This window comes from Paenarthrobacter sp. YIM B13468, assembly GCF_042788025.1.
Taxonomy (GTDB): Bacteria; Actinomycetota; Actinomycetes; order Actinomycetales; family Micrococcaceae; genus Arthrobacter; species Arthrobacter aromaticivorans.
The window spans coordinates 1-24,931 of sequence record NZ_JBHZPI010000003.1 but is presented as its reverse complement, the minus strand read 5'-3'; the positions used below and the strand labels follow the sequence as shown (position 1 = coordinate 24,931).

Below are 24,931 nucleotides of genomic sequence, written 5' to 3'. Positions count from 1 at the left end.
CCTAAAGTGCGTGGACAGATAAGCAGCCCTTATGACGAAGCAGCCAGAACTTTCGCGTATTGCTCCACGCACTTTCGGTATTGCCTTCCGCGCTTGCCAGCGGCGTAACCTGCAGGGTGGACAACGGACCCAAAGACGACACAGCGCCCGCCCCGCGACTTTCCTCCCAGTCCGTCGGGGAGAACCGCGGGAAAGGTTCCCCCCGCCGCCGGCAAGCCGCGCTGACATGAAAACACCAACGGAGACAAGGAGCAGAGGTGCTCGGTAGAGAAACTCAGGAGCGGACACTTCCGCGTGCAGCCGGTAGCGGGACGGGCAGGAGCGGCGTGGCCGCCTACCGGTACCGGGGCGCGCCGACGCCGGACCCCGCCACGGCCCGCGCCCAACAAGTCCTGGCCTCGCTGGCCCAGCTTCGGAGGACCATCGCGCTCCGGTCCAGCCGGGTGCGTGCCCTCACCGCCGAGCTGGGTGACTGCGTTGCCCAGGCCGTGTGTGACGGCGTGAAAGTTGCCGCCCTCGCACAAGCCACCGGCGTGCCTGCCGCCAGTATCCGGTCGGCCGCGGTGGCCCGCGGGGAACTGTATCCGTCGGGCCAATCCCGGAGCGATCACCTTCACCTCATTGCAGGATTGGCTTTGGAGCTGGCCGCGGCCGAAGGCGCCCGGAGCGCTCTGGAAGAGGAACGCACGCAGATACTGGCCCTGGCAAGGAAATCCCGAGTGCTTGACGACTACCAACTCGCCGGGGCAAGCGGTCTGAAGTCCGACGAAATCCGGAAAATGACCAGGGGTGTGGGCTTGCGTGTGGCCTAGCCCGGACGATCCGTCCGGGCGGATCCGCTACCTGCCGTCTTCCGCCCTCGGATAGGGGACTCGTTCCTCTGCCAGCCTGGGCCCAGTGGGCTGTGTATCAACCCGGGCACAATCGTTTGCCAGTCCCTGCATTTGAACGTGCTCCTAGTCAGGGCCGGCAGCGGAAAGGTAATCGCGCTGGTTTGTCCTAGGCGGACGCACGTGTTGAGGAGTTCCGCTTCGCTTCACGCCTCCGCACTGGCGGCGACTGGCAACCAAGCGTAGCGTCTTTTCGAAGAGGCCAGCGCAAGCACGGTGTCTGCTTGTAGGCGCTTCGGTTTGTCACGGAGGAGGCCAGGATGGCGGGGTGGAATGCGGATACGGCGGCCGGTCCGCTAGGGGCTGGCTCTGTGACGTTGGTCGAGGGTTCATCCTTCTGTATTTCGTCATCCAACGGGGATATTCAGGCCGGTCGTCCGCATGGGCTCTTCGTGGCCGATGTCAGGATCCTTTCAATATGGCGACTGACAGTGGATGGGCAGGAGCTTGAACCCCTGACGGCGGAGACAAAGGAGCCGTTCCGTGCCGCATTCGTTGTAAGGATCCCCCGTTCCGAGGGCTACGCGGACAGCCCACTTATCGTGGAACGGCTCCGGGAAGTGGGAGCCGGGCTCCAGGAGCAGCTCACCGTGCACAACTACTCCCAGGAGCCGGCTGAGTGCCTCATCGTTCTGGAAATGGGGGCCGACTACGCGGACCTCTTCGAGGTGAAGGAGGCACGTATCCGGCGACGGTGGGAGGAAACACGGGAAGCCGACGACGGGATGCTCACCATTCGGGGCAGTTGGCGGGACGTCCGCAAAGGCACCGCTATCCACGTACCTGGTGCCGGGATTTCCGGCGACACCGTCCAATATCGGGTGTCGGTGCCCCCTCATGGGCAATGGAGCACAGTCTTGACCGTTCTCCCCACCGACAATGGAGCCCACGTTCCGGCTTTCGCCCATTCCGAGGGGGATGGCCTGTCTCCCCGGGATCGTCGCCGAAGGGAGTGGGTTGCGAAGATCCCCGTACTGCAGGTGGCCAACCGCTCCGTGGAACGGACCCTGCGCCGCAGTTATGACGACCTGGGCGCTCTTCGGATCGAGGACCCCGACCATCCGGAGCGCGTCGTCGTCGCCGCCGGTGCGCCCTGGTTCATGACCCTGTTCGGCAGGGACTCCTTGTGGGCTTCGGTGATGGCGATGCCGGTGGACCCCTCGCTCGCGTTGGGCACACTCCAGACCCTCGCCGACCGCCAGGGCACCGTGGTGGACCCCGTGACGGAAGAGGAGCCGGGCAAGATCCTCCACGAGGTCCGGCTTGATGTCTCCAGCGGCCTGTCCCTGGGCGGCAAGTCGAACTACTACGGCAGCGTGGATGCCACTCCCCTGTTCCTGATGGTGCTTGGGGCTGTGAGCCGTTGGGGATTCGCTGCGGACACCATCAAGGCCCTGCTGCCCCACGCCGACCGTGCACTGGACTGGATCGTGAACTACGGCGACAAGGACGGCGACGGCTTCGTTGAGTACCAGCGGCTCAACGACCAGGGGCTGATCAATCAGGGCTGGAAGGACTCCTGGGACGGCATCAACTTTGCCGACGGCACCCTGGCCGAGCCGCCCATCGCGCTCTGCGAGGTACAGGCCTACGTTTACGTCGCCTACCTCTCACGTGCATGGCTGGCCTACGAGGCCGGCGACATGGCATTGGGCAACGACCTCACCGACCGCGCTGCCCGGCTGAAAAAGCAGTTCAACGAGCAATTCTGGATCCCGGAGCGCGGGTATTACGCCATCGCGCTCGACGGCAGGAAACGCCAGGTCGACGCATGCGCCTCAAACATGGGGCACTGCCTGCTCCAGGGCCTGATTGACGAAGACAAGGCCCCGCAAGTCGCCGCGCACCTGATGTCACCGGAAATGTTCAGCGGGTGGGGCGTACGCACCCTGGCCAGCAACATGGGCGCCTACAACCCGGCCAGCTACCACAACGGGTCCGTCTGGCCCCACGACAACGCCATCATCACGGCCGGGCTTCTCCGGTACGGCTTCGTCGCCGAAGCGCAAAGAATCGCCACCGGGATGATGGAGGCCGCCGAGTTCTCCGACGGCCGCCTCCCGGAACTGTTCTGCGGCTTCGGCCGCGACCACCTAGCCACTCCCGTTCCTTACCCCACCGCGTGCTCGCCCCAGGCGTGGGCAGCCACCGCACCCATCCAGATCGTGTCCAGCCTGATGCGTTATGACCCCGTTGTGTCAGCCGGTGCAGTCTGGCTGGATCCCGTCCTCCCCCAGTCCTTCGGGGATCTGCACATCTAAAACGCCCCGCTTGGCAACGGACGCATCACCATCGACATTGCCGGCTCCGTCCCGTCCATCGAGGGACTGCCTCCGGGGATGGCGCTTCACCGGGGACACCGGCCATGGATGTCCGAACTGGTAGAGGAAGCGGTACGGCGTCGTGGAGATACCCGCCCCACGTCAAACCCACTTCCCTAAGATCGGGTCATGCGCCAATGGCTGCCCCACTCTGTCGCCCTGTAGCCGATGCGAGCCACGCTGCTCTCTCGGACGACTTGCCGGAATCCAAACCCCGGCGAGGCCCTTCGCATCAGGCGAGTACGTGGCCGAGTGCGGGAGCCATTCCCAGGCCAACGCAGTCCTCACGGGAGAATTTGCCCAAATGGCCGCTGAATGCAACTCGAGTCTTCGCCCTTTTGGGTCCACGCACTGGGATACTCACCCGCCGCCGGGTGCAGGCCACATATTCACGCGTCTGAGGGACAGCTTCAATGCGTCCAGATTCAGCGCGGCTTCCAGTTGTCCAGCGTCTCCCACCTTTCGAAATCCTCCATAGGAAATCGCTATGTAGGGACAGAAAAGCTGTCTTTGTGTGACCGGCGCCGCAAACGTTAACGTGATGTCTAGGCCAGTACGCAAACCCGTACAAACATACGATTTCGCACCTGAGAGCCTGCAGTAGCACCGATAAGACGTCTCAATCGAGATCTCCTTCCAGCCTACGTATATCGGTAGGCCGCCGTTCACCCATCGCCAATGGAGACGAAATGACAGAAACCACACTTCCCAGGAAGACCCCGGTCAGGGCCGCAGTCGCGGCCTGGGTCGGCACGACGTTGGAGTACTACGACTTCGCGGTGTATGGCACCTCGTCGGCGTTGGTTCTGAACGTGCTCTTCTTCTCGCCCGAGTTGCCCCAGGGCATCAGCGTGCTGCTCGCCATGATCACGTTCGCGGTCGGCTACGCGGTACGCCCCCTCGGCTCCCTCATCCTGGGGCCGATGGGTGACCGCCGTGGCCGCAAGTTCGTCATGATGATCACACTGTTCGGCATCGGCGGTTGTACCTTCCTGATCGGTTGCCTGCCCACGTACGCCCAGATCGGTCCTCTTGCTCCGATCCTGCTCGTGCTGATCCGCGTCATCCAAGGACTGTGCCTTTCCGGCGAGCAGCCCAGTGCCATCACGATGAGCCTGGAGCATGCTTCCGAGGGCCGTCGCGGGTTCCTCGCGAGCTTCACCACGTTGGGATCCTCCTCCGGCACGTTGCTCACACTGCTGGTCTTCATTCCGGTCGCCGCTATGCCCTCAGAGCAGTTGCTGAGCTGGGGTTGGCGGCTTCCGTTCTGGGCCTCCGCCGTCGTGGTCGTCGCTGCATACCTGATCCGCCGCCACATCCAGGAGCCGCCCGAGTTCGTAAAGGTCCAGGCCGCCAAAGTGAACGTCGCCCCCCTCAGGCATCTTCTGCGCTTCCACTGGCGCGCGGTGCTGCGGATCGTATTCTGTGCGCTCATCGCGGGCACGAGCTACATGATGCAGACCTTCTCGGTGGCATTCGGGACGGCTGGATACAAGCTGGATAAGCCGACCATGCTCCTGACGACCACAGTCTCGGCAGTGATCGCCCTCGGAGTCACGCCCCTGGCAGGATTCCTTGTGGACAAGATCGGCCGCAAAACGATGTTCCTCATCGCAACGGGCGGCGTAGGCATCACAATGGTGCCGTACCTGTGGTCAATCACGACCGGCAACTGGTCGCTGATCTTCCTGTTTGGCATCATCAACTACTCCCTGTTCTACTCAATGGTGAACGCGTCCTGGCCCTCGTTCTTCGCAGAGATGTTCCCCGGCCGGCTGCGCGTCTCCGGGCTCGCCCTTGGCACCCAGATCGGCTTTGCCATCTCGGGCGTCATCGGCCCCGTTCTCTCGACAGCACTCGCTGGCCCCGATCTGAAAGATTGGGTTGGGCCGTCCATGGTCGCCCTCGGGTTCATGGTCCTGGCAGGGATCTCAGCCCTCACCGCCAAGGAGACCAAAAAGTACACGCTCAAGGAACTCGACGAGGTGCAGCAGGGCGAGCGGGAGACGGCCGTCCTCACGGCGGCGACCGTGTCGCCGGGCACAGCTACCCACGGCCTCGCTGGTTAGCCTGAGATGCAGAAGTGACGGGTTATCGCCCCTGAGCTGCTCGGCACTAGCTGTACGGGTCAGGGCCTTGGTTACATCGTGAATACGTGAAGACCTCTTAGTTTGGTGGCTACCACACACTGCCAAAGACTAAGAGGTCTTCACGTTCCGCCCGTATGGCCGCCTTGGCATAGGGGCCTCCGCGTTCCGGGGGTGGAGGTGCAAGGCCAGTGCGACACACCAACCTGACGTCGGGTTGAGGCGTAATTGGCGTCAGGTTTGAGACTCAATTGATGATGCCGTATGGGCTCCTATCAATGCGTAGACGTAAAGCTGACAACCCGACTTCGGCTCAGGCGACCTAACGACTCGCGGCCCATCGCCACTGGGATTTGACTCCGTTTTGGCGACCAGTCATGTCGCCGAGGATGGCACGCGGAATGAACACGTGACGGCAAGAAGGCGAACAAACCGTGGTCACCAAGACAACAGACTTAAGTGTGCACATTGTGCACACCCTCTTCGGCCGGACAAAGCGACCTTAGGCGCTGGGTGGGGACGGAAGCTTCCTGCGTTTGATGTTCTGGCGCCTTACGCCGCTGACGGAGCATTCCGATAAGGACGCTTCTTAATAGCGCGCATTTGGGCTGGCAAGCGGTGTTGAAGTGCGGTTTCTCTTGCTTTGACGGGGAAGCAGTTCCTAGCATGGGCGTTGTGGAGGAAGCGCGTCGGGTCGCGCTTGCCGTGCTGGACACCACCAGCACGACGGTCAACGATCTCTGGGTCTCGTTCTGGAGCATGGGCGGCAACGCCGATGTGCTGGATCTGGACGCCTATGTCCACGGATTGGCACCTTTCAGCGCCTCCGACAAGCTGGCTTTGGAGGCCGCCGTCGAGGAAATCAGCGCCCCGAACTGAAGCGGAAATCCCGGACCAAAAAGGGCCCCTCATCCGTCTTGCCCCGGTTAATACCCGCTTCTACAATGCTGGATGTGGACACTGAGGAGCAGAACGAAAACTTCCAGCGACTTCACCAACTCATCGCTGGTACCGATGACGTCAAGTCCTTTCTGGACGGAATGACGCGCTGCGCGGCCGCGACTTTAAGCCGCGCCACGCAGATCAGGATCGAATGCGCAGTCACCCTATGGCGCCGGAAACGGGCCGTGACCCTGGCCGGGAGCAGCGACGAGGCGATCCTCTGGGACGGGATTGAACAGGGTCTGGGCGACGGCCCAGCCCTGGAAACACTCCAAACCGGCCAGCCAGTGGTGGTGGCGGACACCAGCGCCGATAATCCGTGGCCCAAGTACACCAACACTATCGCTGAGGCCGGTGCGCGCAGTGTCCTCGCGGCACCACTGGAGCTGGGCCACGACGCCTCAGCGGCCCTGAATTTCTTCGCCCCCGAAGCGGGGGCCTTCACCAAGGAGGTCGTGAACGAAGCCATGGTCTTCGCGGACACGGCCGGTCAGGCGTTGCGGCTGGCGCTGCGGATCGCCACAGCTGATTTGCTCACCGAAGACCTCAAAGCCGCCATGGCCCGCCGCGCCGTCATCGATCTATCGACCGGGATCATCATGGCCGAGAACAACTGCACCCAGGAAGAAGCTTTCGCGTTCCTTCACCAGGCATCCCAGAATCGGAACCAAAAACTCCACGACGTCGCCGGGAGCATCATCGCCGAACGCAATGGCACCACCACGGCACCGGTAAACCATTTCGACGACTAAGGCCACCACTGCCTTCGGTGCTAGCCCAGCAATTGAGTGGTGGGTTTGTGGCTCCGCGTGCCACTGCCCTCGATTGGTGTTCACGGCAGTTGTCTGGAAGCCTGACGCGAATCCGCCCCAAGACCTGATGCAACAACTCGAAACGCTTTTGCTGGCCGCTCAGATCCCTACTCACTAACGGCCCACCGACAGCATCCGAGCGGGCACCCTGTCCGCCACCTGATGGCGGACACAAACAGGAAGGGTTGGCGCACAACGTGCACCAACCCTTCCTCGGCAGCAGCGAGCAACACAGCCGCTAATTCAACCGTTAATGACTTGGGGGACGCTGACAGCCTTGAGGCCTTCCACGCCGAACTCAAGGCCGTATCCCGACTGCTTGGCTCCGCCGAAAGGTATCAATGGATTCACCATTCCATGGGAGTTGATCCACACGGTTCCGGCCTGTATGCGCGAGGCGACCTCGCGGGCGGCAGCCGGGTCGGAGGACCAGACTGAGGCGCCGAGTCCGACGTCGAGCGCGTTCGCCCTGGCGACGGCCTCGTCAACGGTGCTGTACTTGATGATCGGCAGGGCAGGGCCGAACTGTTCCTCTGCAACCAGCGGGTTGTCGTTGTCGATGTCCGCTACCAAGGTGGTGGGGTAGAAGTTGCCGGGAGCGTCGGCGTCGGGGTTGCCGCCGATCAGGACCCGGGCGCCGGAAGCCTTTGCCGCCTCCACCAGACGGGCGACGATGTCGTACTGCTGGCGGTTCTGCAGCGGGCCGAGGACGTTGTTTTCGTCGAGCCCGACTCCCATTGGCGTGGCTTGGGCGACTGCGGTGAGTTCGGTGCAGACGGCCTCGTACTGGGACTCGTGGACGTAGAGGCGCTTGAGGGCGGCGCAGGTCTGGCCGGTGTTGATGAACGCGCCCCAGAACAGGCCTTCGGCGATGGCCTTCGGATCCGAATCCGGCAGGACGATGCCGGCGTCGTTGCCACCGAGCTCCAGCGTGAGCCGTTTGACAGTGTCCGCGGAGGAACGGATGATCGCCTTGCCCGTGGCGGTGGAGCCGGTGAACATGACCTTGCCGATCGCGGGGTGCTCTGCAAGACGGGCACCTACATCACGTCCACCCGAAACTGCATGCAGCACATTCTTGGGAAGTGCGGTGTTGATTACTTCAATCAAGGCCAAAACGCTCAGCGGGGTGTACTCCGATGGCTTCACCACCACCGTGTTGCCCATGCGCAAAGACGCGGCAATCTGCCAGACGGTGATCAGCATCGGCCAGTTCCACGGTCCAATGGCACCTACGACGCCGATGGGCCGGTAGTGCAATTCAGCACGCGTTTCGCCGTCGTCCACTACCACTTCAGGTTCCAGTTTGGTGCCTGCAGCGACGCGCAGCCAGGCCGAACAAGCCCCTACTTCAAATCGCGCGTTGGGGCCGTTCAAAGGCTTACCCTGCTCGCGCGACAGGAGCACAGCAAGTTCCTCGGCTGACTTCTCGATCGCGTCCGCGGCTAGATTCAACAGCTCCGCCCGTCCATCGTGCCCGCGGCCTTCCCATGCCGACTGTGCAGCCTTCGCTGCTCTCACAGCTTTTTCCAAATCTTCCACCGTGTGAATGGGGGCCTCGGCGATCGGCTGATCGGTGGCCGGGTCAAAGATCGTCCGGGTCGCAGGCATGTTGTCCCGAGTTTCGTTCCCGGTCGAAAGAGTCGTATCGACGCTCATGGGGCTCCTTGCATAGATCAGTGGGCGCTGGCAGTTGCAGCGTAAATGGGGTAACTGGGCCTATGATTTGTGGCTCGTATCACAAGGGTAGATGGCGGCCAATCTTTTTTCCACAAGCGTTGAATAAAGATTTCCTTACAGATGAAAAAGTGCGCCCTGCGGGCGGGATGACGAGTTCAAGGATTCCTTCCGGTCAGCGGCGACGGCCAGGCCAAGCAGTCCTGCGGCAGTCAGCGCTACCGGAAGCAAGGAACCTGTCTCCCCTACGAGTGCCTGCGCCGCAACGGCGCAAGTCCGGCCCCAAGCATTGCGGCGACCTGAAATCCAAGGGAAACTCCGGTGAATTGCGAGCGTACGTCAAAACGCTCACTCATGTAGGCGCCGAAGGGGCCAAGTTGCGCTGACAATGACAGCGTTGCCCACAATAAAGGCCATAGCAATCAGAACGGCGTTCTGTGAGCCGAACATTTGAAACACGGGCCAAATCAGCAGGACCGAGATCATGCTGGCCGTGAACAACCACCGTTTCCTTCCGACCTTGTCGGACATCGCTGCGAAGAACGGCAGGGTAAATATTTGAAGGAGACTGGACAAGGAAAACAGCATGAAGGCTCCCGAGCGGTCCATGCCGCCCGTTCCAACCAAGTACGGGATCATGAAAGCAGCCAAAAGTCCTTGAACGAAGAGGGCACCTGTACCAACTACCACGCCGCCGATGACCACGTTGCGGTAGTTTTTGAGGACGCTGAACAGCGGCAGACCTTCACGGGCTGCGCTGGCCTCCACCTCCTTGACGAATTCGGGGGACTCATCGAGCCCTATCCTGAGCCAGAGCCCGAAGACAACAACCATAAGGGAAATGAGGAAAGGCACTCGCCAGCCCCACGCCAGGAATTGCTGCTCCGGCAGCATAGCAACGAGGCCCAGGATCAGTGCCGCCAGCAAGCTGCCGGCCGGTCCACCTGCCGCTGCAATGCTGGCACCCAACCCCTTTTGGCGCCTGGGCGAATGCTCCATCGACATAAGCGTGGCGCCCGCCCACTCTCCCCCATGGGCAAGACCTTGGAGAAGTCTCAGAGCCACCAGGATCCAGGGGGCAGCGAGGCCAATTTGATCCGTTGGTGGCAAAAGGCCCATCGCGAAGGTGCTGGCACCCATCAGGATGAGCGTCAGGAAGAGCACCTTCGTTCGGCCGTACCGGTCACCGAAATGACCGATGACAATTCCACCCAGTGGCCGGACAACATAGCCACCAAGCAGGATGATGAATGCGAGAAGCGCTCCGGCGGCCGGTGGTAAGGTGCCAAAAAAGAGCTTGGGAAACACGATCCCGGCTGAGACATGGAAACGTTCCTTGAATCAATCAGTCCCCCGTTAAATCGGAACCGGGGCACGCCCCTGACGACAGGTGCGTGCCCCAGGGTTGTTACTTGGGGGAAGCGGGATCCAGTACGAAGTCGTAGGAAACTTCCTTGCCGTTGCCGCTGGTTGCCAGCTTCGGATCCAGGATGAGCTCCGGCTTCACAGCGGAAGCGATGTCATCGGACAGATGTTCATCTGCCGTGAAGTAGAGCTGCGTCGTGATTAGTTCATGTCCGGGGGCGCTTACCTTGAGGTGAAGATGGGCAGGGCGCCAGGCGTGCCATCCTGCAGCAGCGATGAGCTGGCCGCAGGCACCGTCCGTGGGGATCTGGTACGGGGCGGGCAGCAGCGTATTGATCTGGTAGTTTCCGTCATTGTCGGCAACAACCGTTCCGCGCAGGTTCCACTCCGGGATACCCGGAGCGAACTGGGAGTAGTAACCGGCGTCGTCCGCATGCCAGATTTCAACGTGGGCACCGGGCAGAGCCTTCCCGGCTACGTTCGTGACGCGCCCCTGGAAGAGAAGCGGTGTGCCGGCTTCGTCCTCCCGCTTAGGCAGGGCAGCGGGCGTGTGAAGCACAGGCGAGCCCGGAACGTAGTACGGACCCTCGATGGTGCCCTTGCTGCCCTCACGGTGCTCGTTGGCTACTTCCTCAACGGAGTGCTCGATCCAGACATCGAGGAAAAGCGGCCACTCGCCGTCTTCTCCTACGCGGATGAGCCAAGCCTTCAAGGCGTTGTACTCGTCGTAGGTGACCTTTTCCTCTGTAACGGTATCGATGATGGCCTTGATCGCTCGTGACGCCAGGAGATTGACGCGTTCCGCACTGACTTCAGCTGCGGCCGTCTTGTGGGCCCTGAACTTTTCAGTGGCATTGGCCCCAGATGCAGCGGCGGTGGCGGTGGTTTCGACTGACATTATTGCGTTCCTTTCATGGATCGTCTCATCGGTGAGACGGCCGATTGTTCGGGCTATGGGATTTCAGTTAATGGCAGACGGGTGCTTGGCCAGCGGGGTTACCTCGATCTCCATGTACGGAAAAAGCGGTAGCGCCTGCAGGATTTCGTGAAGTTCGTCGTTGCTGGTGACGTCGAAAATCGAATAGTTGGCATATTCACCCACGACGCGCCAAAGGTGGGACCACAGGCCCTCCTTTTGGAGGCTCTGGGAATAGTCCTTTTCCCTCTGTTTGATGGCGGCGGCCTCCTCTGCAGGCAGCTCGCGGGGAATGTTGACGTCCATCCGGACCAGGTAGAGCACTACATCTCCTTAGCTGGTGATTGTTATGTTGGCAGCGGGTCTCAGATGTCTTGCCGGTAACGCTCGAGCTTCGCAGGATCGATGGACGCCCCCACACCTGGGTCGTTTCGTACAGCGATGCGGCCGTCCCGGATGACGGTTGAATCCGCCAGAAGGTCATCTGACATGTCCAGGAAATTGGACAGCTCGCCTGCGCGGCGGGATGTGGCCTCATGGGCGGCACCAAAAGTAACCGTGGCCAGCGTCCCAATCTGGGTGTCGATCTGGTTGCCCATGACCACATCCACGCCAAGGCCTGTGCAAAGACCAAGGATTTGCTGGGCTTCCGTGAAGCCGCTACGGGCTGTCTTGATACTGATGGCATCGCAGCCGCCGGAAAGCAGTTCACGCGACGCATCGCCTGCCGTAGGTACGCTCTCATCGCCCACTACGGGGATAGGAGATTTGTCGACCAGTCGACGCCGGCTCACACCTTCTTTGGCATCGCACGGTTCTTCAAGAAGCGTCAGGCCAAGATCGGAGGTGAGGCGGAGAACTTCCAGAGCTTCGTTCGCTGTCCATCCCCTGTTGGCATCAAGGTACAGTTCGGTATCTGCTCCGAGGCCGGCACGCAGAACCCGGCAGGCTTCGACGTCCAGGGACAGCGGGCGGCGACCAACTTTTAGTTTGAAGGTATTGATGCCGTACGTCTCACGAAAGCTCAACGCCTCTTCAAGGAGCTGCTGCGCCGGCTTGAACCCGAGCATGTGGCTCACTTGCATGGAATCTGTGTATCCACCCAGGAGCTGATGCACTGACGTATTGGTGGCTTTTCCCACGATGTCCCAAAGGGCAATGTCCAGGCTTCCCTTGGCAGCATGGTTATTGACCGTCCGGTTGAGAACCTGATGGATCTTTCCGCGGTCAAGCGGATCAAGCCCCGTGATGGCAGGGGCAAAGATCTTGTTCATGACCGCGATGATGGACTCCTGCGTTTCGCCGTAGGTGAAGGGCCGCGGTGGAGCGTCGGCTATGCCCACGACCCCATCGTCCGTATGCACCCGTATCAGGACGTGTTCGGCCTCGTGGACCTCGCCACTGGCGAATCTCAGGGGCTTTACATAGGGGATCGAATACGGAATCGCTTCGATCTGCTCAATCTTCACGGTGTCGCCTTAGGAGTTTTTGAAGGACATTGATACGGCGGCGTCCGCCTTCCCAGGAAGCCGATGCCGCCGCTTGTTTACAATCCTCAACGGCTTTTGAAGCAACCGAAAGACGAGAAAACACGGTACCCCGTAAAGATTTATCCCCTTTTGAAGTAAGGAATTCCCCAATAGCCTTCTCACCAACAACGTGAAAGGAGACCCTCCATGCCTTACCCCAAGAATCACGATCGGATGTTCCTGACCTGCTATACGGACACCTTCGGCTACGGCTGGCATCACGTGGACCTGTTTGTTCACGATGAAAATGACCTGGAGGTCAATTGGGTGCACTGGCAAGTGGATCAGGATGGTCCTGATGCGGCAGATGCCGTCACTGCGCAGATCGAGCCCCAGCTCCGCCGGACATCCGAGTGGAAACATGGCCTCAGCGAGAACGGATTGGAGTTCTGGACTGCCGATGCCGTTTGGGCTTGAACAGCTCGGAAACCTTGGCTGATCAGAACCAGCGACACTAACACTGCAACCGAAAAACGTAGCGGCCCCACCGAAACTGTCGGTGGGGCCGCTACGTATTTGGCCGCAGGAGCTTGTCCAGAGCCGGGAAGGTCGCGGCTAGACGTTGGGCACCGGGTATTTCGCCTGCAAACGGGAGGCGGTCTTGTCCGGGTTCATGAACAACACAGACAGCACGCCGGCGAGCAACAGGAGCGCGCCCGCGACGCCGAACGACTGGTTCACACCAGCTGTCATGTTGATGATCATCTCGGCTGTGTCCTTCGTTCCCGGAGCCGGGGTCCTGTAACCGGCTCCGTCCATGAAAAGCCCGACGGCCGTCGGGGAAACGATGGCTCCCACAGACGCCACGCCACCGAGAACAGCCATGAGCACCGGGCGTTGCTTGGGGCCGGCGGCATAGGCCATGGCCGTGGGCGCCATGGGGTAAATGACACTGCACCCGGCAGCAATTGTCAGAAGAACAACGGAGGTGGTGCCCGACGTCGCCGGAAGCAGGACAAAGCACAGGCCCGCCACCGCAAGGGAAATGCCGAACGGAACCCCGATGGCCTTATGCACGCTGTGGCCCTTGCGCATCAGGGACCTGCCGAGGACCCCCAGTCCCAACAGCACTACTGCCCCGAACAGCCATGGGAAGGTGAAGACCAGCGCGACGAGTTCCGGCGAGAGGTTAACCGCTCCCGCCAAGTATTTTGGCGACCAGGTGGTGAGGAAGCCCTGGGTCCAAAAGTTGGTGAATCCCGCAAACACGGCTACAACGAAGGACCCGCTCAGCAGTAGCGCCTTCCAAGGCACTTTGTGCTGCGAGTCAAAGGCTGCCAGCCGATCAACTTCGCCGCCATCATTCGGCTCATCACTGTTCGTGGGGGATTCATCGGGAACCCGCTCACCTGCTTTCGCTGCGAACTTGGAGCCAAAAGGCCCATCTGACCCCATGAAGATCCATACCAAAACCCACACCGCACCGATAATGCCGAGCGCTCCGAAGGCCCACCTCCATCCAAGGGAGGCGATCACAACGGCGAGAGCCGGTGCGGCGATGACAGGTCCAAGTGTGGAACCGATCGCAATCAAGTTGCTCGGCATGGCACGTTCCGCGGGACGGAACCATGAGTGCGCAGAGGACAGGGACATCGCAGTTGCGGGCCCTTCTGCTGCACCCAGGAGGATCCGGGTAACCAACAGTACGGCCGCTCCTCCCCCAAGGAACATGGGAAACTGCAGGACCGCCCAGCTCAGACCCATGGCGACGAGAACCCATTTGATAGGTACTTTCCCTGCCCAGAGACCCAACAGGACCGAGGCTATGGCGTAAAGGAAGAAAAAGGCACTGCCGATAAAACCGAACTCGACGGTGCTGATTCCGAGGTCGGGTATTGCTTGCTGCGCTACGAGCCCCAGGACCGCTTTGTCGGCAAATGCGATGATCTGGAACAAGATCAACATGATGGTGATGGTCCAGGCGCGTTTATTCATTCTGCGCTGGGATACCGCTTCGGACAGGGATCCTGGCTTTGGAGAAGCGTGAGTGAAGGACATCTTTGTACCTAGGGGTTGGGGAAGGCGGGGATGCGGGAAGGGGTGAGTGCGGCTTCGATATATTGAGCTATGGAAAAAAGGGTCTCCTCGTGGCCGGGCCGGCCGATGAGCTGAAGGCCGAGCGGCATGCCTGAGTCATCGTGGAGGCCCGGGATGGCGATGACGGGAAGTCCAAGAGCCTGCCAGGGCCTGCTCAAGACGGGTGTTCCGGTGGCCTCGATGCCCTTGGGTGCCGCGCCCAGTGCTGCCGGGCCCAAGATTGCGTCACAGGAGTCGAACAGGGATAGGACCTTTTTCCGGCCCGAGGAGATGGTCTCCAACGCCGCTTTGTAATCGTCCTCAGCAGTGACTAGTCCAGTATTGAGCAGTTCTGCCAAGGGAGCGCTGAGCTGGTCGAGGTATGGAAGTTCAGCCGAACGCTCACGCGCGGCTTCATAAGCCATGACGGTGGCGTGGGCGTCAGCAAGCTGGACAACAAGCCCGTGCTCGGACCACTCGGCCATGCCACCCGACACAACTGTTTTTGCGTGTTCCAGCGCCTCGGACATAGCGGGACTGAGCTCGCCCAACTCGCTTCCGTCCCAGAGCAGGAGGCTGGCAGCTTCGGGGTGTGCGGCCGGGACCGCTGGCTGCGAAGGATCCCGCAGCGCGTCCCACACGTACTGAAGATCAGCTACGGACTGGCAGAGAAAGCCGAGGGAGTCGAGCGAATGGCTGAGGCCGGCGACTCCGGCAAGTGAAAACGTCCCGGTCGCCGCGACGAATCCCGCAGCACCGCAGAACGAAGCGGGCCGCGTCAGCGATCCCGCTGTTTGTGTTCCCAATGCCAGTGGAATGGTACCCGCGGCCACAGCTGCGGCCGAGCCGCTGGAAGATCCGCCAGGAGTGTAGTCCCTGTTGGCTGGATTCCTCGTTGGACCCGGCCTGAAGTAGCCGAATTCTGTGGTTACTGTTTTCCCCACAATCACAGCACCCGCGCTGCGCAGCAACTGGACGCAGTCGGCGTCGCTCCCCGCAGGTTGGTCACCGCGCAAGCTGGTTCCGCACCTGGTGGGTAACCCGGCCACATCGACGAGGTCCTTGATGCCAACGGGTACGCCCCACAAGGGACCCCGGGGTGCATCCGATGCCTCGAGCGCCTTGGCGGCATTGCGGGCACCCTCGGCATCGATTTCGACCCACGCCTTCAGCTCACCTTCGATTTGCCCGACGGCGGTCAGCGCCGTTTCGAGCGTGGTAACCGGAGTGCGTGAACCATTGCGCAGCGCCGCAGCGAGATCCCGAAGCAACATCAAGCTACGAGCTCCGGCGTCACGGCCAGGCGGTGGAACTGCCTCTTGAAGTAGACGAGGCTGTCGCGCTCCTCCTGAACTTCAACCCGGTCCACCTGAACAAAGATCACCGAGTGGGACCCCTGTGTGGTGCGACCACTGATGCGGCCTACAATTTTGACCAAGGCGTCACGCAGAACCGGTACATCGTCGTCGCCGTTCTCCCAAATGTCCCAGCCAAAGCGTTCTTCCATCGGGACGCGGGTCGCACCAGAAAAATGCCGGGCAAGCTCCTCGTCTTCGCCGCTGAGAACGTTGATGCAAACCTGGCCGTTGTTGTTGAAGATGTCATGTGTTGCACTGCTCTGGTTCACGCACACCAAAACTGTGGGGGGAGCATCAGTGACGGAGCAGACTGCGCTGACAGTGATACCGACCCGTCCGTGAGGGCCCGCCGTGGTCACGACGTTCACGGCCGCCGGCAGATGCGCCATGGCGGAACGGAAATCCTTTTGTATTTGTGTAAGCTCAGTCATTTCGATTCTCCCATTGTCTCGACCGATAGCGCTGGTCGTCTGCTGAATGCTTATGATGAGAATCTATTCAAAATCCCGCCTAACAGGTATTGCGAGTATTTCCACATCCATTCAGAATTCTCTTCAGATGTGTAAGCAATTTCCTTAGTCGGATTTGATTGACTTCCAACCCCGGGGTTGGATAACGTCGAGTACCCCTTCTAGGCCTTAGGCAGTACACCATCATGCATTCACCCGAAGCTCTCGTATACATCGTCGACGACGACGAGGAACTATGTAAGTCCCTTGCTTGGCTCCTGGAGTCAGTCAGCATCAAGTCCCGCAGCTTCTACGACGTAGCCTCTTTCTTGGAGGGTTACGATCCGCTTACTCCGTCGTGCCTCGTCCTGGATGTGCGAATGCCCAGGGCCGGCGGTTTCCAGCTGCAGGAGACACTGAACCAAATCTCCTCCCCCATTCCGATCATTTTCGTTTCGGCACATGGAGACATTCGGATGTCCGTGAAGGCCTTGCGACAGGGCGCGGTGAACTTCCTCGAGAAGCCATACGATCCGCAGCACATGCTTGACGTGGTGCAGGAGACGTTGGAGCTAGCCCAGGAGCGGTTCGAGGCCAACCAGGATCGCAGAGAAGTCGAACTCCGGATCTCAGCTCTTACCCCGCGGGAACGGGAAATCCTGTCTCTCGTCATTGATGGGCTGCCCAGCCAAAACATCGCCAGAAAGCTTGGCACGAGTGTCAAGACAGTTGACGTACATCGCACCCGGATCAAAGCAAAAACCGGCGCCGACAGCATTGCGACGCTCGTCCGGGACATCCTGCAGCATAATGTGCAGGTCTAATAAGCACGCCTCCCAGTTTTCCAGCCGGGTAGACGGCCTGATATCGAAAAGGTTGAGTTCACCAAAAGCCAAAGACGGTTGCGCTGGGAAGCGCAACCGCCTTTGACTTTTAGTCGGGAAGCATGACTTTAGAAGAGCTCCAGTACCAATCGGGGCGACTTGGCACGGGAAACACATGCAGCAATCTGGTCATTGGCCTTCTTTTCACTGCTGGACATGCACTGGTCCCTATGGTCAGGTTCGCCTTTGAGAACACCCATGATGCACGTACCGCAGATTCCTTCCTGGCAGGTTGTGTCTACCTCCACACCGTTCTCTTCCAGAACCTGGACGATGGACCTGCCCACCGGTACCTCATACACCTCGTCATCAAGCTCGACTTCGAAGGGCACGTCGGCGCTGGTGTCAGTTGGCTCGCCAGCCCGGAAGTGTTCAATGTGAACGTTGTCTTCCGGAACCTTTTCAGCGGCGATGCTCTTGACCCGGTCCATGAAGCCTTCGGGTCCGCAGGTGTAGACGTGCGATTCTTGCGTCAATGAGGAAGCAGCTGTTTCCAAGACCGCACGCTGTTCATCACGAGACAACCCGAAATGGAATACCACGCGGTCACTGAAACCGCTCCGGTTCTCCAGCAGATCGACAAAGGCAGCCTCAGTGTGGGAACGGGCAAAATAGTGCAACTCAAACTCTTGCCCGGCCCTTTGCAGATGGTAGGCCATGCTGATCATGGGGGTAACGCCGATACCTGCCGCGACCAGAACGTGCCTATCAGCATCTTCCGCCAGGTCCATCAGGTTCCGGGGCGCGCTGATTTCCAGCTCCTGGCCTACCTCCACATCGTGAAGGGCCTGCGAACCACCACGGGAATCCGCCTCCAGTTTGACCGCCACCAGGTACTCGTCCAGCTCGTAGGGCGGGCTGCACAGTGAGTACTGCCTGACGACGGCGGTTGGTCCCACCACGTCGATGTGCGCCCCCGCAGGATAAGGGTCAAATGGTGCTCCGTCCGCGCGCTTCAGGCGGAAGGACTTGATATTGCTGGTTTCCTCCAGCACTTCGGCAACGCGTACTTTGAACATACCCATGGGGAACGCTCCTTTCTTGTCTTGACAGTGGGTGCTGCGCTGATGACGGGTAAAGTACCCGCTCAGCGCATGTAGAGTCCGCCGTTAATGTCCCAGCATGCTCCGGTGACTGATGACGCCCCAGCGGAGGCCAGCAGCGCAACCGTATCGGCGATGAAATCGGCGTCACCCAAACGCCCCACAGGGATGCTCGCCTTAACGCTTTCCAGCTTGGCCGACTCGACGGTTTCATAGACAACCGGCAAGTCCAACGGGCCTGGCGAGACGGCGTTTACCGTGACGCCGGCTCCAGCGAATTCACGGGCAAAAATCTTCGTGAGTGTCGAGACTCCGCCCTTGGAGGACGCATAGTGGGCGCCCGTGGACGTCCCCCCAGTGTGGCCCGCAAGAGAATGGATGTTGACGATGCGACCGTAGCCGCGGTCCCGGAAGTGCGGGCCGAATACCTGGCAACCAAGGAACGTTCCGTTGAGGTTGATCTCCACGTTGGCAGAGAACTGTTCCGGAGTGATCTCGAGCAACGGTGCTACGGTTGATCGTCCTGCGTTGTTGACAAGGACGTCCGCGCCTCCCCACTTCTCGATCAAAGCATCCCTGACGGACTCCCAGTCGGACTTTTTACGGATGTCAAGGGCGCCTGCCCAAACGGTCTCACCGGAGGCATCCAGGCTGTCGGCCACGGCTTGCGCCGAAGCAGCAGTGGTCCCCGTGATGGCAACCCGGTAGCCTTCCTTGTGCAGTTTCCGCGTGATGGCTTCGCCGAGGCCGCGGGCCGCTCCTGTGACGAGTGCAACGTTGTTCATGGTTGTCCTAGAGGAGGAATCCGGAGGCGTTTACGGCCGCGTCGGAATTAACAAGGCGGATCAGCTTGAATTCAATGCGTGCGTCGTCACCATCGAACCGGATGCGGTGCGTCAGGTCCGCCCCGAGAACCTGGAACTTGTCCCGTTTGAATCCGACCAGGACCTGCGCGGAGCGAAGCGTTACAGTGTCCTCCGTCACGTCTTCCACCGTGAACCGGGAGATGGTTCGGGACGTCCGGGCTGCCGCTACGGCGGACATCGAATACCCCTGCACCAGTCGGGTGACACGCATGTGGCGCATCCTGGCGTCGTCGTAGACCATGTTTAGCGAAGACTCGAAGTCCTGTGTGTCGGGGTCAACCGGGATGATGTACTTGCCGTCCGCCGTGTAGAGCGTCTGCCATTCTTCGTACTTCTTGTCATCCAGCAACTGGCCCTCGCGCCAGATAAGTTCAATCGCCTTGCCAACCAAGGGCTGTTCCAGTTGGCCCAGACCCAGCTCATACGTTTCCAGCGCCGGGCGGTTGTCGATACCGGTTACTTCTGCGGTGGTTTCAGTTGTCATTGCCCATCATCCTTTTCCACATTGCGTATGATTCGCGCATGCCGGTTTCGTCCGTCACATGCGAGGTCTTCCATCCCTCGTCTACGGTTTCTTCACGGCCGAGTCCGCGGTTGACGAGGATCGGCATCTCCGGGTTGGCCACGGCACCGCGCTGTACGCGGTCCCAGGCTTCGGAGTCATCCGATGTGCCGAATCCGAACGGTCCCTGGAAGTGTTCGTGGATCCGGAGGCGTTCACGGTTGACGCTCTCGGGTCCGCCGTCCAGCCCCAGGGCCATGTGCTGGATCTCTGTTTCGTTAACCGAGATCGGGCGCAGGACCCGGAAGAAGGACATGGACAGGGACAGGTTCGGGAACAGGTTGAGGTTGTAACCTGCGCCGTGCATGGAGCGGATGATTCGACGGACCTGGTCCTGCGGCATGGTTTCGGACAGCTCATCGATGATGTGGCGGAAGCGTTCCTGGAGTTCTTCGGTGCCGTCGTCTTCTTCGAGGTCGACGTGCTCCGGAACCATGATGGCAACGCTGTGTCCGTTTCCGAGTGCGTGCGTGACCGCGTTCTCATCGGTCATGAAGGACAGCATGTCAGCCGTCTCGGCGTCTACGGACGCCATCCATGAACGGTGGACAATCGGGAAGTGGTAACCGTCAGTGGTGTTTTCCAGCTGGATTTTCCAGTTGCCGTCAAAGCGGAACTTGTGTTCGCCCTGGACCTTAACCGGGTAGCCTGCACCTTGCTTCATGAAGCGGTCGATCCAGATTTTGGCATCGCCAAGGAAGTCGCTCAGCGGTTCGATATCCGTCTTGAAGGTGGCGAAAATCAAGCCGTTGTAGCTCTCCACACGCAAGCGTTGGAGCGGGAGATCCTTCTTCTCGGCTACGCCTTCGTAGCCGTCCGGGTACGGAATGCCCCGCAGGTTGCCTTCAAGCGAGTAAGACCAGGAGTGATAAGGACAGGTAAAGCCGTTGGCTTTGCCCTTCGGGACTTCACAAACACTGGCGCCGCGGTGGCGGCAACGGTTGAGGAGTACGTTGAAGTTGCCCTTGCGGTCCCTGTTCACGATGACCGGCTGCAAACCGATGTGTGACATTTTGAAGCTGCCTGCTTCGGGAATCTCGCTCTCGTGGGCAACCCACACCCACGTGCTGTAGAAGATCTTTTCCATCTCCCAATCGAAGATTTCCGGGTCGGTGTAAAGCTGCGCCGCAACCCGGTCGTCGGCGGCCAGGCCAGCGAAGCCGCCGGTCCCTTCTGATGTTTGTGACGTCATGACGTGCTCCTTAGTAGTTCTATTAGGCGTTTATGGCTGTTGTGGACAGGTCGGTCGCGATAACTTTTTCCGTCCGGAAGTGCGTGATCAGGGCCTGACCGTCTGATAGGTGAAAATCCACGCTTAGCCGTGCGCCGATGACTTCCGTCCGGCCTGATTCGTACTCGGACAGCTGTTGCATGACCCAGCGACCGGTCCCCGTGGTGCCTCCGGTCGTGATCTGTCCGCTTCCCAGAAGGTGGAGATTGCGTTTGAAATGCAGGGCCGGCGGGAGGTACTGCGCCAGCATCGAAAGGATTGAATCCCTGCCGTCGAGGCGACCGAACTTGCCGGTGTACTCAGGGCCGATGCCTTCCCAGACTGCATCCGGCGTAAACAGTTCTGCCATCTCGTCCCACTGGAATGCCTCCCTGGGTACATCGCACAGGTCCATGTACCGATTGAGGGTTGCCCGTACGGCGTCCCGATTTTCCATGTCGGCCAGTCGTTTCGCCTGGCCGGCGACTGCTTCGCGGACCATGGCTACTGCACTGTTTCAACGTCGTCGCGGATCACCAGCGCCCGACCGATCCGGGCTTCGATCTTGGCGTACCTCCAGAGCGCGTAGTCGCCGACCATGGTGGTGCGGAACAGGTTGCAGGCTGCCTTGACGGTTTCCTGGGTATCAACATCGGCCAGAATGTAGCAGGTCCAAGGCCAACCATCGGATGGGCCCACCATGTGCGAATCATCATCCATGTTTCCGATGACAGTTACGCCGGGCATCCGCGCCATGTCGGCCATCATGCCGGAGAACGCCGTCCAGACGGCGCCGATGCCGCTCTTGGGCAGGTCGAAGAAGTTTTGGTTGATGCCGATGCAGAAGAGTACGCGCAGCGGCTGTGTTTCAGAGTGGGTCATCTTTTCCTTCTACAAAAAGGCCGGGATTGCCGGCGGCTGGTCCATCAGTACGGCGCCGGCGCCGTCGTAAATTCCGTCACCCAGGAAGGCGTGCTGAGTCACTACAGAAGCGTCGCGGAGGTACCGCTGCATGGGGTTTGTGTCATAAATAGCCGCGGTCCCGGAGAGCATGTAGGCGGTCTGGACCGCTTTCGCACCAACTTTTGCTACATGGGTTGAAGCAAGGCGAAGAAGGGCTTTTTGCTTATCCGAGGCGGGGGAACCGGTCTCGACCGTGTCGTAGACCTCGTCGGAGATGTCGTAGAAGAATGCCCTGGCCGAGCGAAGTTCAGCTTCGGCCTTGGCCACCTCTATGCGGTAGTAGGCCCTGTCCGCGAGTTTGGGCGCCCCGGTGATTCCGCTGCTGCCGCTGCCTGTCTCGATGGCATAATCCAAGGCGGCCCGTCCAGCGCCCAGGTTCACAACAGCCAGTACTTGGGCCGCATAGGCTACAGTCGGGTACCGGTACAGTGCTTCATCTACCGTCGACTCAGCGCCCCGCACAAACGTCCATTCGTCGGCAACAGTCTTGCCGTGAACGCGGAGATCGTGGCTGCCCGTGCCGTTGAGGCCAATGACGTCCCAATTCTCGACGATTTCCACGTCCTCCGGACGCAAGAGGGCCGTCAGGGGTTTGCCGTTGGTTTGTGCCGTGCCGACCAAACCTACGCCCAGAATGTCAGCACCTTTGCAACCACTGGAGAACTTCCACTCGCCCTTGACGTTCCAACCGCCGGCAACGCGCTCGGCCTTCTGTACGGGAAACAGTCCACCCGCGAAGGTGACATCGGGGCCTGCAGCATACAACTCTGTTTGGGACTCAAACGGCAAAGCCGCCAGATAAACGTTCGAGGACCCGAAACTAGCCACCCATCCAGCCGAAGCATCAACAGCTGCGATCTGTTCGACAATGCGAAGGAACTGGCTCGGCGGCAAGGCATCTCCCCCGAATACCTTGGGCGTCGCGGCCCGGAAAATCCCAGCCCTCTTGAACTCTGAGATGACGTCATGTGGAACAAATTTCTGCTCGCCGAATTCGTGCCGGCGCTCCGCGACCACTTTAAGCACATGATCCAATGTCGTCTGCGGGGCTGCTGCCAGAACCTCGGTCATTTGGTTTCCAATCTCAATCATCGGCTGAATGTATTTCTCTGTCATCCAAAGTATTTGTGGCTGAGGTTGCGTTCAATCGGTGATTCGTAGGCCTGGACCAAGGAAATACCCGGCTGTCATAAGGAAAATACCTATACGGGAAAGCGCTGCACGGGGCTAGGATCACGTGTGGCTACTTCAAGAAACGGTTTTTCGTCGACTCCTGCAGATCCCCCGACACACACTGCACCTATGGCTGCGCTTGACAGGGCTGACCACGAGCGGCTTGTACAAGCCCTCAGCTACTGCATCCTCGTCCACGACGCAGTGACAAAGAACATCCTGTGGGCAAATGACGCGGCTTGTCAGATGCTGGGTTTCACAGTCGAGGAACTCAAGCCTCTAAAAGCACCTGATATGAGCAGTCCGGACGTCAGGTACCGCCGCTCTGTTGGCGTGAAATGGCTGCAGGACGCTGTCGACAGTGGAATCAGCCGCACGGAATGGATGTACCGCTCCAAATCCGGCCGGAATATCATGACGGAAGCAATCGCTACAAGGGTGGACCTGAGTCACGGTCAGGCCATCATGGTGCAGTTCAGGGATATCGAGAAAGAAGAGTCGCTGAAGTCCGACCTTCAACGCCTTGAGGGAAGGCTGCAGGCGTTCCTCCTGCGGATGGCTGAGGGAATCCTGGTCCTGGACGCGAAAGGAACCATCACATTCGCGAGCGGAGCCGCCACCACTCAACTGAACCGGGGAACAGAAAACCTCCTCGGCGAGAACTTCCTGGAACTCTGCACGGCATCGTCCCGGTCGGCCCTCAAGAAAGTCCTCACCACCTACCGCGCCGATGACGGAGCATCAACCGCCATCAGGGCTGAAGTCACCCAACCTGATGGCTCCAACCGATGGTTTGGCATTAGTTGCCAGTACATTTCCTTGGAAAAGGACCTCACGGGAACCATGCTGATGCTGCAGGACATCACGGACCAAGTTGCTGCGGAGGAACAACATCGGCGTGACCTTGAGCACCTGAATTATCTGGGACGCTACAACGCCATGGGAGACATGGCGATGGCCATCGCTCATGAACTCGGTCAACCGTTGGCAGCAGCGACCAACTTCGTGGACGGCGTTTCCCGTCGAGTCCAGGGTTCTGACCTAAACGCGAACGATCTACTTTACGGCCTCAAGAATGCCCGGTTGCAGATTGAACGCGCCAACCAGATTGTTAAAAGCCTGCGGGATTTTGTTGTTCAACTTGAGCATTCCGAGCAAATCGTGGACTTAAACGAGATCGTCCGGGACTGCATGTACTTCGTGCAGTTACGAGCGGACCAATCCAACACCGAGGTCCAACTCGTCATGAGCGAGGAACCTATTTGGATCCGTTGCGAAAAAGTCCTTACAGGACAGGTTGTCCTAAATCTTTGTCACAATGCCATCGATGAAATGTCAGGTTGGCCGGAGCGCGAAAGACACATCACCATTACGACTTACGCAACATCAGAAGCTGGTGTATTCCGAATAGCAGACCGCGGCAAAGGAATTTCCCATATTCCGGACGGACGGATTTTCGATGGTGCTTTTACGTCCAAGGCAACGGGCAGCGGCATAGGCCTGGCTCTCAGCCATAGGATCATCACCCGCCAGCACGGCCACATCTATGCTGAAGAAAACGAGTCCCGGGGTGCTTCTTTCACCTTTGAACTGCCACTGACGGAGATTGAAGACGTCCTGCCTAAATAGCTCCGGCTTGCATCGCTGTTGGGCGCCATCTTGTCGCCCCACATGCCGTTCAACAGCGGCCGTACAGCCTATCTGGAAAGGGGTTGCATACGTCGCCTGAGTCGGGCAACGAGGGTGGCGGCTAGCAACGCCGTCGTGATTTCCAGTCCGATCAGCAGCAAGAGTCCGGCGGCGCCGGAAGTATCAACAGCGTTCGACGCCGGTCCCCCACCGTGCGCGTGTCCGGTACCTCCCGCTCC

At 60.0% G+C, this 24,931-nt stretch carries 22 protein-coding genes and 1 pseudogene; 8 read left to right on the top strand and 15 right to left on the bottom strand.

The genetic code is table 11. The annotated features are described in order from the left end of the window. Positions 1–257 precede the first annotated feature (257 nt). From ACFX4T_RS03765 to ACFX4T_RS03745, 5 genes and pseudogenes are all read left to right on the top strand, one after another. Complete coding sequence (locus tag ACFX4T_RS03765; protein ID WP_254186099.1) at positions 258–812, top strand: hypothetical protein; 555 nt, start codon at positions 258–260, stop codon at positions 810–812. Between the two features lie 338 nt (positions 813–1,150). Then, positions 1,151–3,331 (top strand): annotated as a pseudogene (locus ACFX4T_RS03760) (glycogen debranching N-terminal domain-containing protein). A 569-nt stretch (positions 3,332–3,900) separates the two neighbouring features. Then, positions 3,901–5,280 (top strand): MFS transporter, encoded by a 1,380-nt coding sequence (locus tag ACFX4T_RS03755; RefSeq protein WP_216923563.1) that lies wholly within the window; start codon positions 3,901–3,903, stop codon positions 5,278–5,280. 684 nt (positions 5,281–5,964) lie between these two features. After that, a complete protein-coding gene (locus tag ACFX4T_RS03750) occupies positions 5,965–6,177 on the top strand; it encodes a hypothetical protein (protein ID WP_216923562.1) in 213 nt (70 codons plus the stop codon). A gap of 74 nt (positions 6,178–6,251) precedes the next feature. Continuing rightward, positions 6,252–6,992 carry a GAF and ANTAR domain-containing protein gene (locus tag ACFX4T_RS03745; protein ID WP_377650836.1) on the top strand — a complete coding sequence of 247 codons (741 nt, stop codon included), beginning with the start codon at positions 6,252–6,254 and terminating at the stop codon, positions 6,990–6,992. Positions 6,993–7,295: 303 nt separating this feature from the next. On the opposite strand, the gene ACFX4T_RS03740 is transcribed toward ACFX4T_RS03745, so the two are convergent. The 5 genes from ACFX4T_RS03740 to ACFX4T_RS03720 all read right to left on the bottom strand — a co-directional run bounded on the left by ACFX4T_RS03740 (position 7,296) and on the right by ACFX4T_RS03720 (position 12,479). Beyond that, positions 7,296–8,711: an aldehyde dehydrogenase family protein gene (locus ACFX4T_RS03740; protein ID WP_377650835.1), complete on the bottom strand. Its 1,416-nt coding sequence runs from the start codon at positions 8,709–8,711 to the stop codon at positions 7,296–7,298. 366 nt (positions 8,712–9,077) lie between these two features. Further along, a complete protein-coding gene (locus ACFX4T_RS03735; protein ID WP_377650834.1) occupies positions 9,078–10,037 on the bottom strand; it encodes an MFS transporter in 960 nt (319 codons plus the stop codon). Between the two features lie 100 nt (positions 10,038–10,137). Then, the gene (gene catA / locus ACFX4T_RS03730) at positions 10,138–10,992 is read right to left on the bottom strand and encodes a catechol 1,2-dioxygenase (protein WP_377650833.1); all 855 of its coding nucleotides are present in this window, start codon (positions 10,990–10,992) and stop codon (positions 10,138–10,140) included. 63 nt (positions 10,993–11,055) lie between these two features. After that, positions 11,056–11,334: a muconolactone Delta-isomerase gene (gene catC / locus ACFX4T_RS03725; protein ID WP_377650832.1), complete on the bottom strand. Its 279-nt coding sequence runs from the start codon at positions 11,332–11,334 to the stop codon at positions 11,056–11,058. Between the two features lie 41 nt (positions 11,335–11,375). Then, positions 11,376–12,479 carry a mandelate racemase/muconate lactonizing enzyme family protein gene (locus ACFX4T_RS03720; protein WP_377650831.1) on the bottom strand — a complete coding sequence of 368 codons (1,104 nt, stop codon included), beginning with the start codon at positions 12,477–12,479 and terminating at the stop codon, positions 11,376–11,378. Between the two features lie 207 nt (positions 12,480–12,686). On the opposite strand from ACFX4T_RS03720, the gene ACFX4T_RS03715 reads away from it, so the two are divergent. After that, on the top strand, positions 12,687–12,956 hold the full coding sequence (locus tag ACFX4T_RS03715) for a hypothetical protein (RefSeq protein WP_377650830.1): 270 nt from the start codon (positions 12,687–12,689) through the stop codon (positions 12,954–12,956). A 138-nt stretch (positions 12,957–13,094) separates the two neighbouring features. On the opposite strand, the gene ACFX4T_RS03710 is transcribed toward ACFX4T_RS03715, so the two are convergent. From ACFX4T_RS03710 to hpaC, 3 genes are all read right to left on the bottom strand, one after another. Further along, complete coding sequence (locus ACFX4T_RS03710) at positions 13,095–14,474, bottom strand: MFS transporter (protein ID WP_377650829.1); 1,380 nt, start codon at positions 14,472–14,474, stop codon at positions 13,095–13,097. Positions 14,475–14,545: 71 nt separating this feature from the next. Further along, on the bottom strand, positions 14,546–15,829 hold the full coding sequence (locus ACFX4T_RS03705; RefSeq protein WP_377651006.1) for an amidase: 1,284 nt from the start codon (positions 15,827–15,829) through the stop codon (positions 14,546–14,548). After that, on the bottom strand, positions 15,829–16,344 hold the full coding sequence (hpaC, locus tag ACFX4T_RS03700; protein WP_377650828.1) for a 4-hydroxyphenylacetate 3-monooxygenase, reductase component: 516 nt from the start codon (positions 16,342–16,344) through the stop codon (positions 15,829–15,831). Before hpaC ends, ACFX4T_RS03705 begins: the two co-directional genes overlap by 1 nt. Before the next feature lie 224 nt (positions 16,345–16,568). Between hpaC and ACFX4T_RS03695 the strand changes: the two genes are divergently transcribed. Continuing rightward, complete coding sequence (locus ACFX4T_RS03695) at positions 16,569–17,186, top strand: response regulator transcription factor (RefSeq protein WP_377650827.1); 618 nt, start codon at positions 16,569–16,571, stop codon at positions 17,184–17,186. 128 nt (positions 17,187–17,314) lie between these two features. Here ACFX4T_RS03695 and ACFX4T_RS03690 read toward each other — a convergent pair whose 3' ends face one another. The 7 genes from ACFX4T_RS03690 to ACFX4T_RS03660 all read right to left on the bottom strand — a co-directional run bounded on the left by ACFX4T_RS03690 (position 17,315) and on the right by ACFX4T_RS03660 (position 22,982). After that, positions 17,315–18,271, bottom strand: coding sequence for a PDR/VanB family oxidoreductase (locus ACFX4T_RS03690; protein WP_377650826.1), 957 nt, complete (start codon positions 18,269–18,271; stop codon positions 17,315–17,317). A gap of 62 nt (positions 18,272–18,333) precedes the next feature. Continuing rightward, entirely contained in the window at positions 18,334–19,074 is a 741-nt protein-coding gene (locus tag ACFX4T_RS03685; protein ID WP_377650825.1) for an SDR family NAD(P)-dependent oxidoreductase, read from the bottom strand. A gap of 7 nt (positions 19,075–19,081) precedes the next feature. After that, positions 19,082–19,639 (bottom strand): aromatic-ring-hydroxylating dioxygenase subunit beta, encoded by a 558-nt coding sequence (locus ACFX4T_RS03680; protein WP_377650824.1) that lies wholly within the window; start codon positions 19,637–19,639, stop codon positions 19,082–19,084. Next, positions 19,629–20,909, bottom strand: coding sequence for a Rieske 2Fe-2S domain-containing protein (locus tag ACFX4T_RS03675; protein WP_377650823.1), 1,281 nt, complete (start codon positions 20,907–20,909; stop codon positions 19,629–19,631). Before ACFX4T_RS03675 ends, ACFX4T_RS03680 begins: the two co-directional genes overlap by 11 nt. Positions 20,910–20,931: 22 nt before the next feature. Beyond that, complete coding sequence (locus ACFX4T_RS03670; RefSeq protein WP_377650822.1) at positions 20,932–21,429, bottom strand: nuclear transport factor 2 family protein; 498 nt, start codon at positions 21,427–21,429, stop codon at positions 20,932–20,934. A gap of 2 nt (positions 21,430–21,431) precedes the next feature. Then, positions 21,432–21,809, bottom strand: coding sequence for a hypothetical protein (locus ACFX4T_RS03665; RefSeq protein ID WP_377650821.1), 378 nt, complete (start codon positions 21,807–21,809; stop codon positions 21,432–21,434). 9 nt (positions 21,810–21,818) lie between these two features. Continuing rightward, positions 21,819–22,982, bottom strand: coding sequence for an acyl-CoA dehydrogenase family protein (locus tag ACFX4T_RS03660; RefSeq protein WP_377650820.1), 1,164 nt, complete (start codon positions 22,980–22,982; stop codon positions 21,819–21,821). A gap of 210 nt (positions 22,983–23,192) precedes the next feature. On the opposite strand from ACFX4T_RS03660, the gene ACFX4T_RS03655 reads away from it, so the two are divergent. Further along, positions 23,193–24,692: a PAS domain S-box protein gene (locus tag ACFX4T_RS03655; RefSeq protein WP_377650819.1), complete on the top strand. Its 1,500-nt coding sequence runs from the start codon at positions 23,193–23,195 to the stop codon at positions 24,690–24,692. Positions 24,693–24,931: the final 239 nt, after the last annotated feature.

Coding starts and splice junctions, on each gene's coding strand:
- ACFX4T_RS03755 (WP_216923563.1), top strand. CDS start 3,901: ATGACAGAAACCACACTTCCCAGGAAGACCCCGGTCAGGGCCGCAGTC.
- ACFX4T_RS03750 (WP_216923562.1), top strand. CDS start 5,965: ATGGGCGTTGTGGAGGAAGCGCGTCGGGTCGCGCTTGCCGTGCTGGAC.
- ACFX4T_RS03740 (WP_377650835.1), bottom strand. CDS start 8,711: ATGAGCGTCGATACGACTCTTTCGACCGGGAACGAAACTCGGGACAAC.
- catA (WP_377650833.1), bottom strand. CDS start 10,992: ATGTCAGTCGAAACCACCGCCACCGCCGCTGCATCTGGGGCCAATGCC.
- ACFX4T_RS03715 (WP_377650830.1), top strand. CDS start 12,687: ATGCCTTACCCCAAGAATCACGATCGGATGTTCCTGACCTGCTATACG.
- ACFX4T_RS03710 (WP_377650829.1), bottom strand. CDS start 14,474: ATGAATAAACGCGCCTGGACCATCACCATCATGTTGATCTTGTTCCAG.
- ACFX4T_RS03705 (WP_377651006.1), bottom strand. CDS start 15,829: ATGTTGCTTCGGGATCTCGCTGCGGCGCTGCGCAATGGTTCACGCACT.
- hpaC (WP_377650828.1), bottom strand. CDS start 16,344: ATGACTGAGCTTACACAAATACAAAAGGATTTCCGTTCCGCCATGGCG.
- ACFX4T_RS03695 (WP_377650827.1), top strand. CDS start 16,569: ATGCATTCACCCGAAGCTCTCGTATACATCGTCGACGACGACGAGGAA.
- ACFX4T_RS03690 (WP_377650826.1), bottom strand. CDS start 18,271: ATGGGTATGTTCAAAGTACGCGTTGCCGAAGTGCTGGAGGAAACCAGC.
- ACFX4T_RS03685 (WP_377650825.1), bottom strand. CDS start 19,074: ATGAACAACGTTGCACTCGTCACAGGAGCGGCCCGCGGCCTCGGCGAA.
- ACFX4T_RS03680 (WP_377650824.1), bottom strand. CDS start 19,639: ATGACAACTGAAACCACCGCAGAAGTAACCGGTATCGACAACCGCCCG.
- ACFX4T_RS03675 (WP_377650823.1), bottom strand. CDS start 20,909: ATGACGTCACAAACATCAGAAGGGACCGGCGGCTTCGCTGGCCTGGCC.
- ACFX4T_RS03670 (WP_377650822.1), bottom strand. CDS start 21,429: ATGGTCCGCGAAGCAGTCGCCGGCCAGGCGAAACGACTGGCCGACATG.
- ACFX4T_RS03665 (WP_377650821.1), bottom strand. CDS start 21,809: ATGACCCACTCTGAAACACAGCCGCTGCGCGTACTCTTCTGCATCGGC.
- ACFX4T_RS03660 (WP_377650820.1), bottom strand. CDS start 22,982: ATGATTGAGATTGGAAACCAAATGACCGAGGTTCTGGCAGCAGCCCCG.
- ACFX4T_RS03655 (WP_377650819.1), top strand. CDS start 23,193: ATGGCTGCGCTTGACAGGGCTGACCACGAGCGGCTTGTACAAGCCCTC.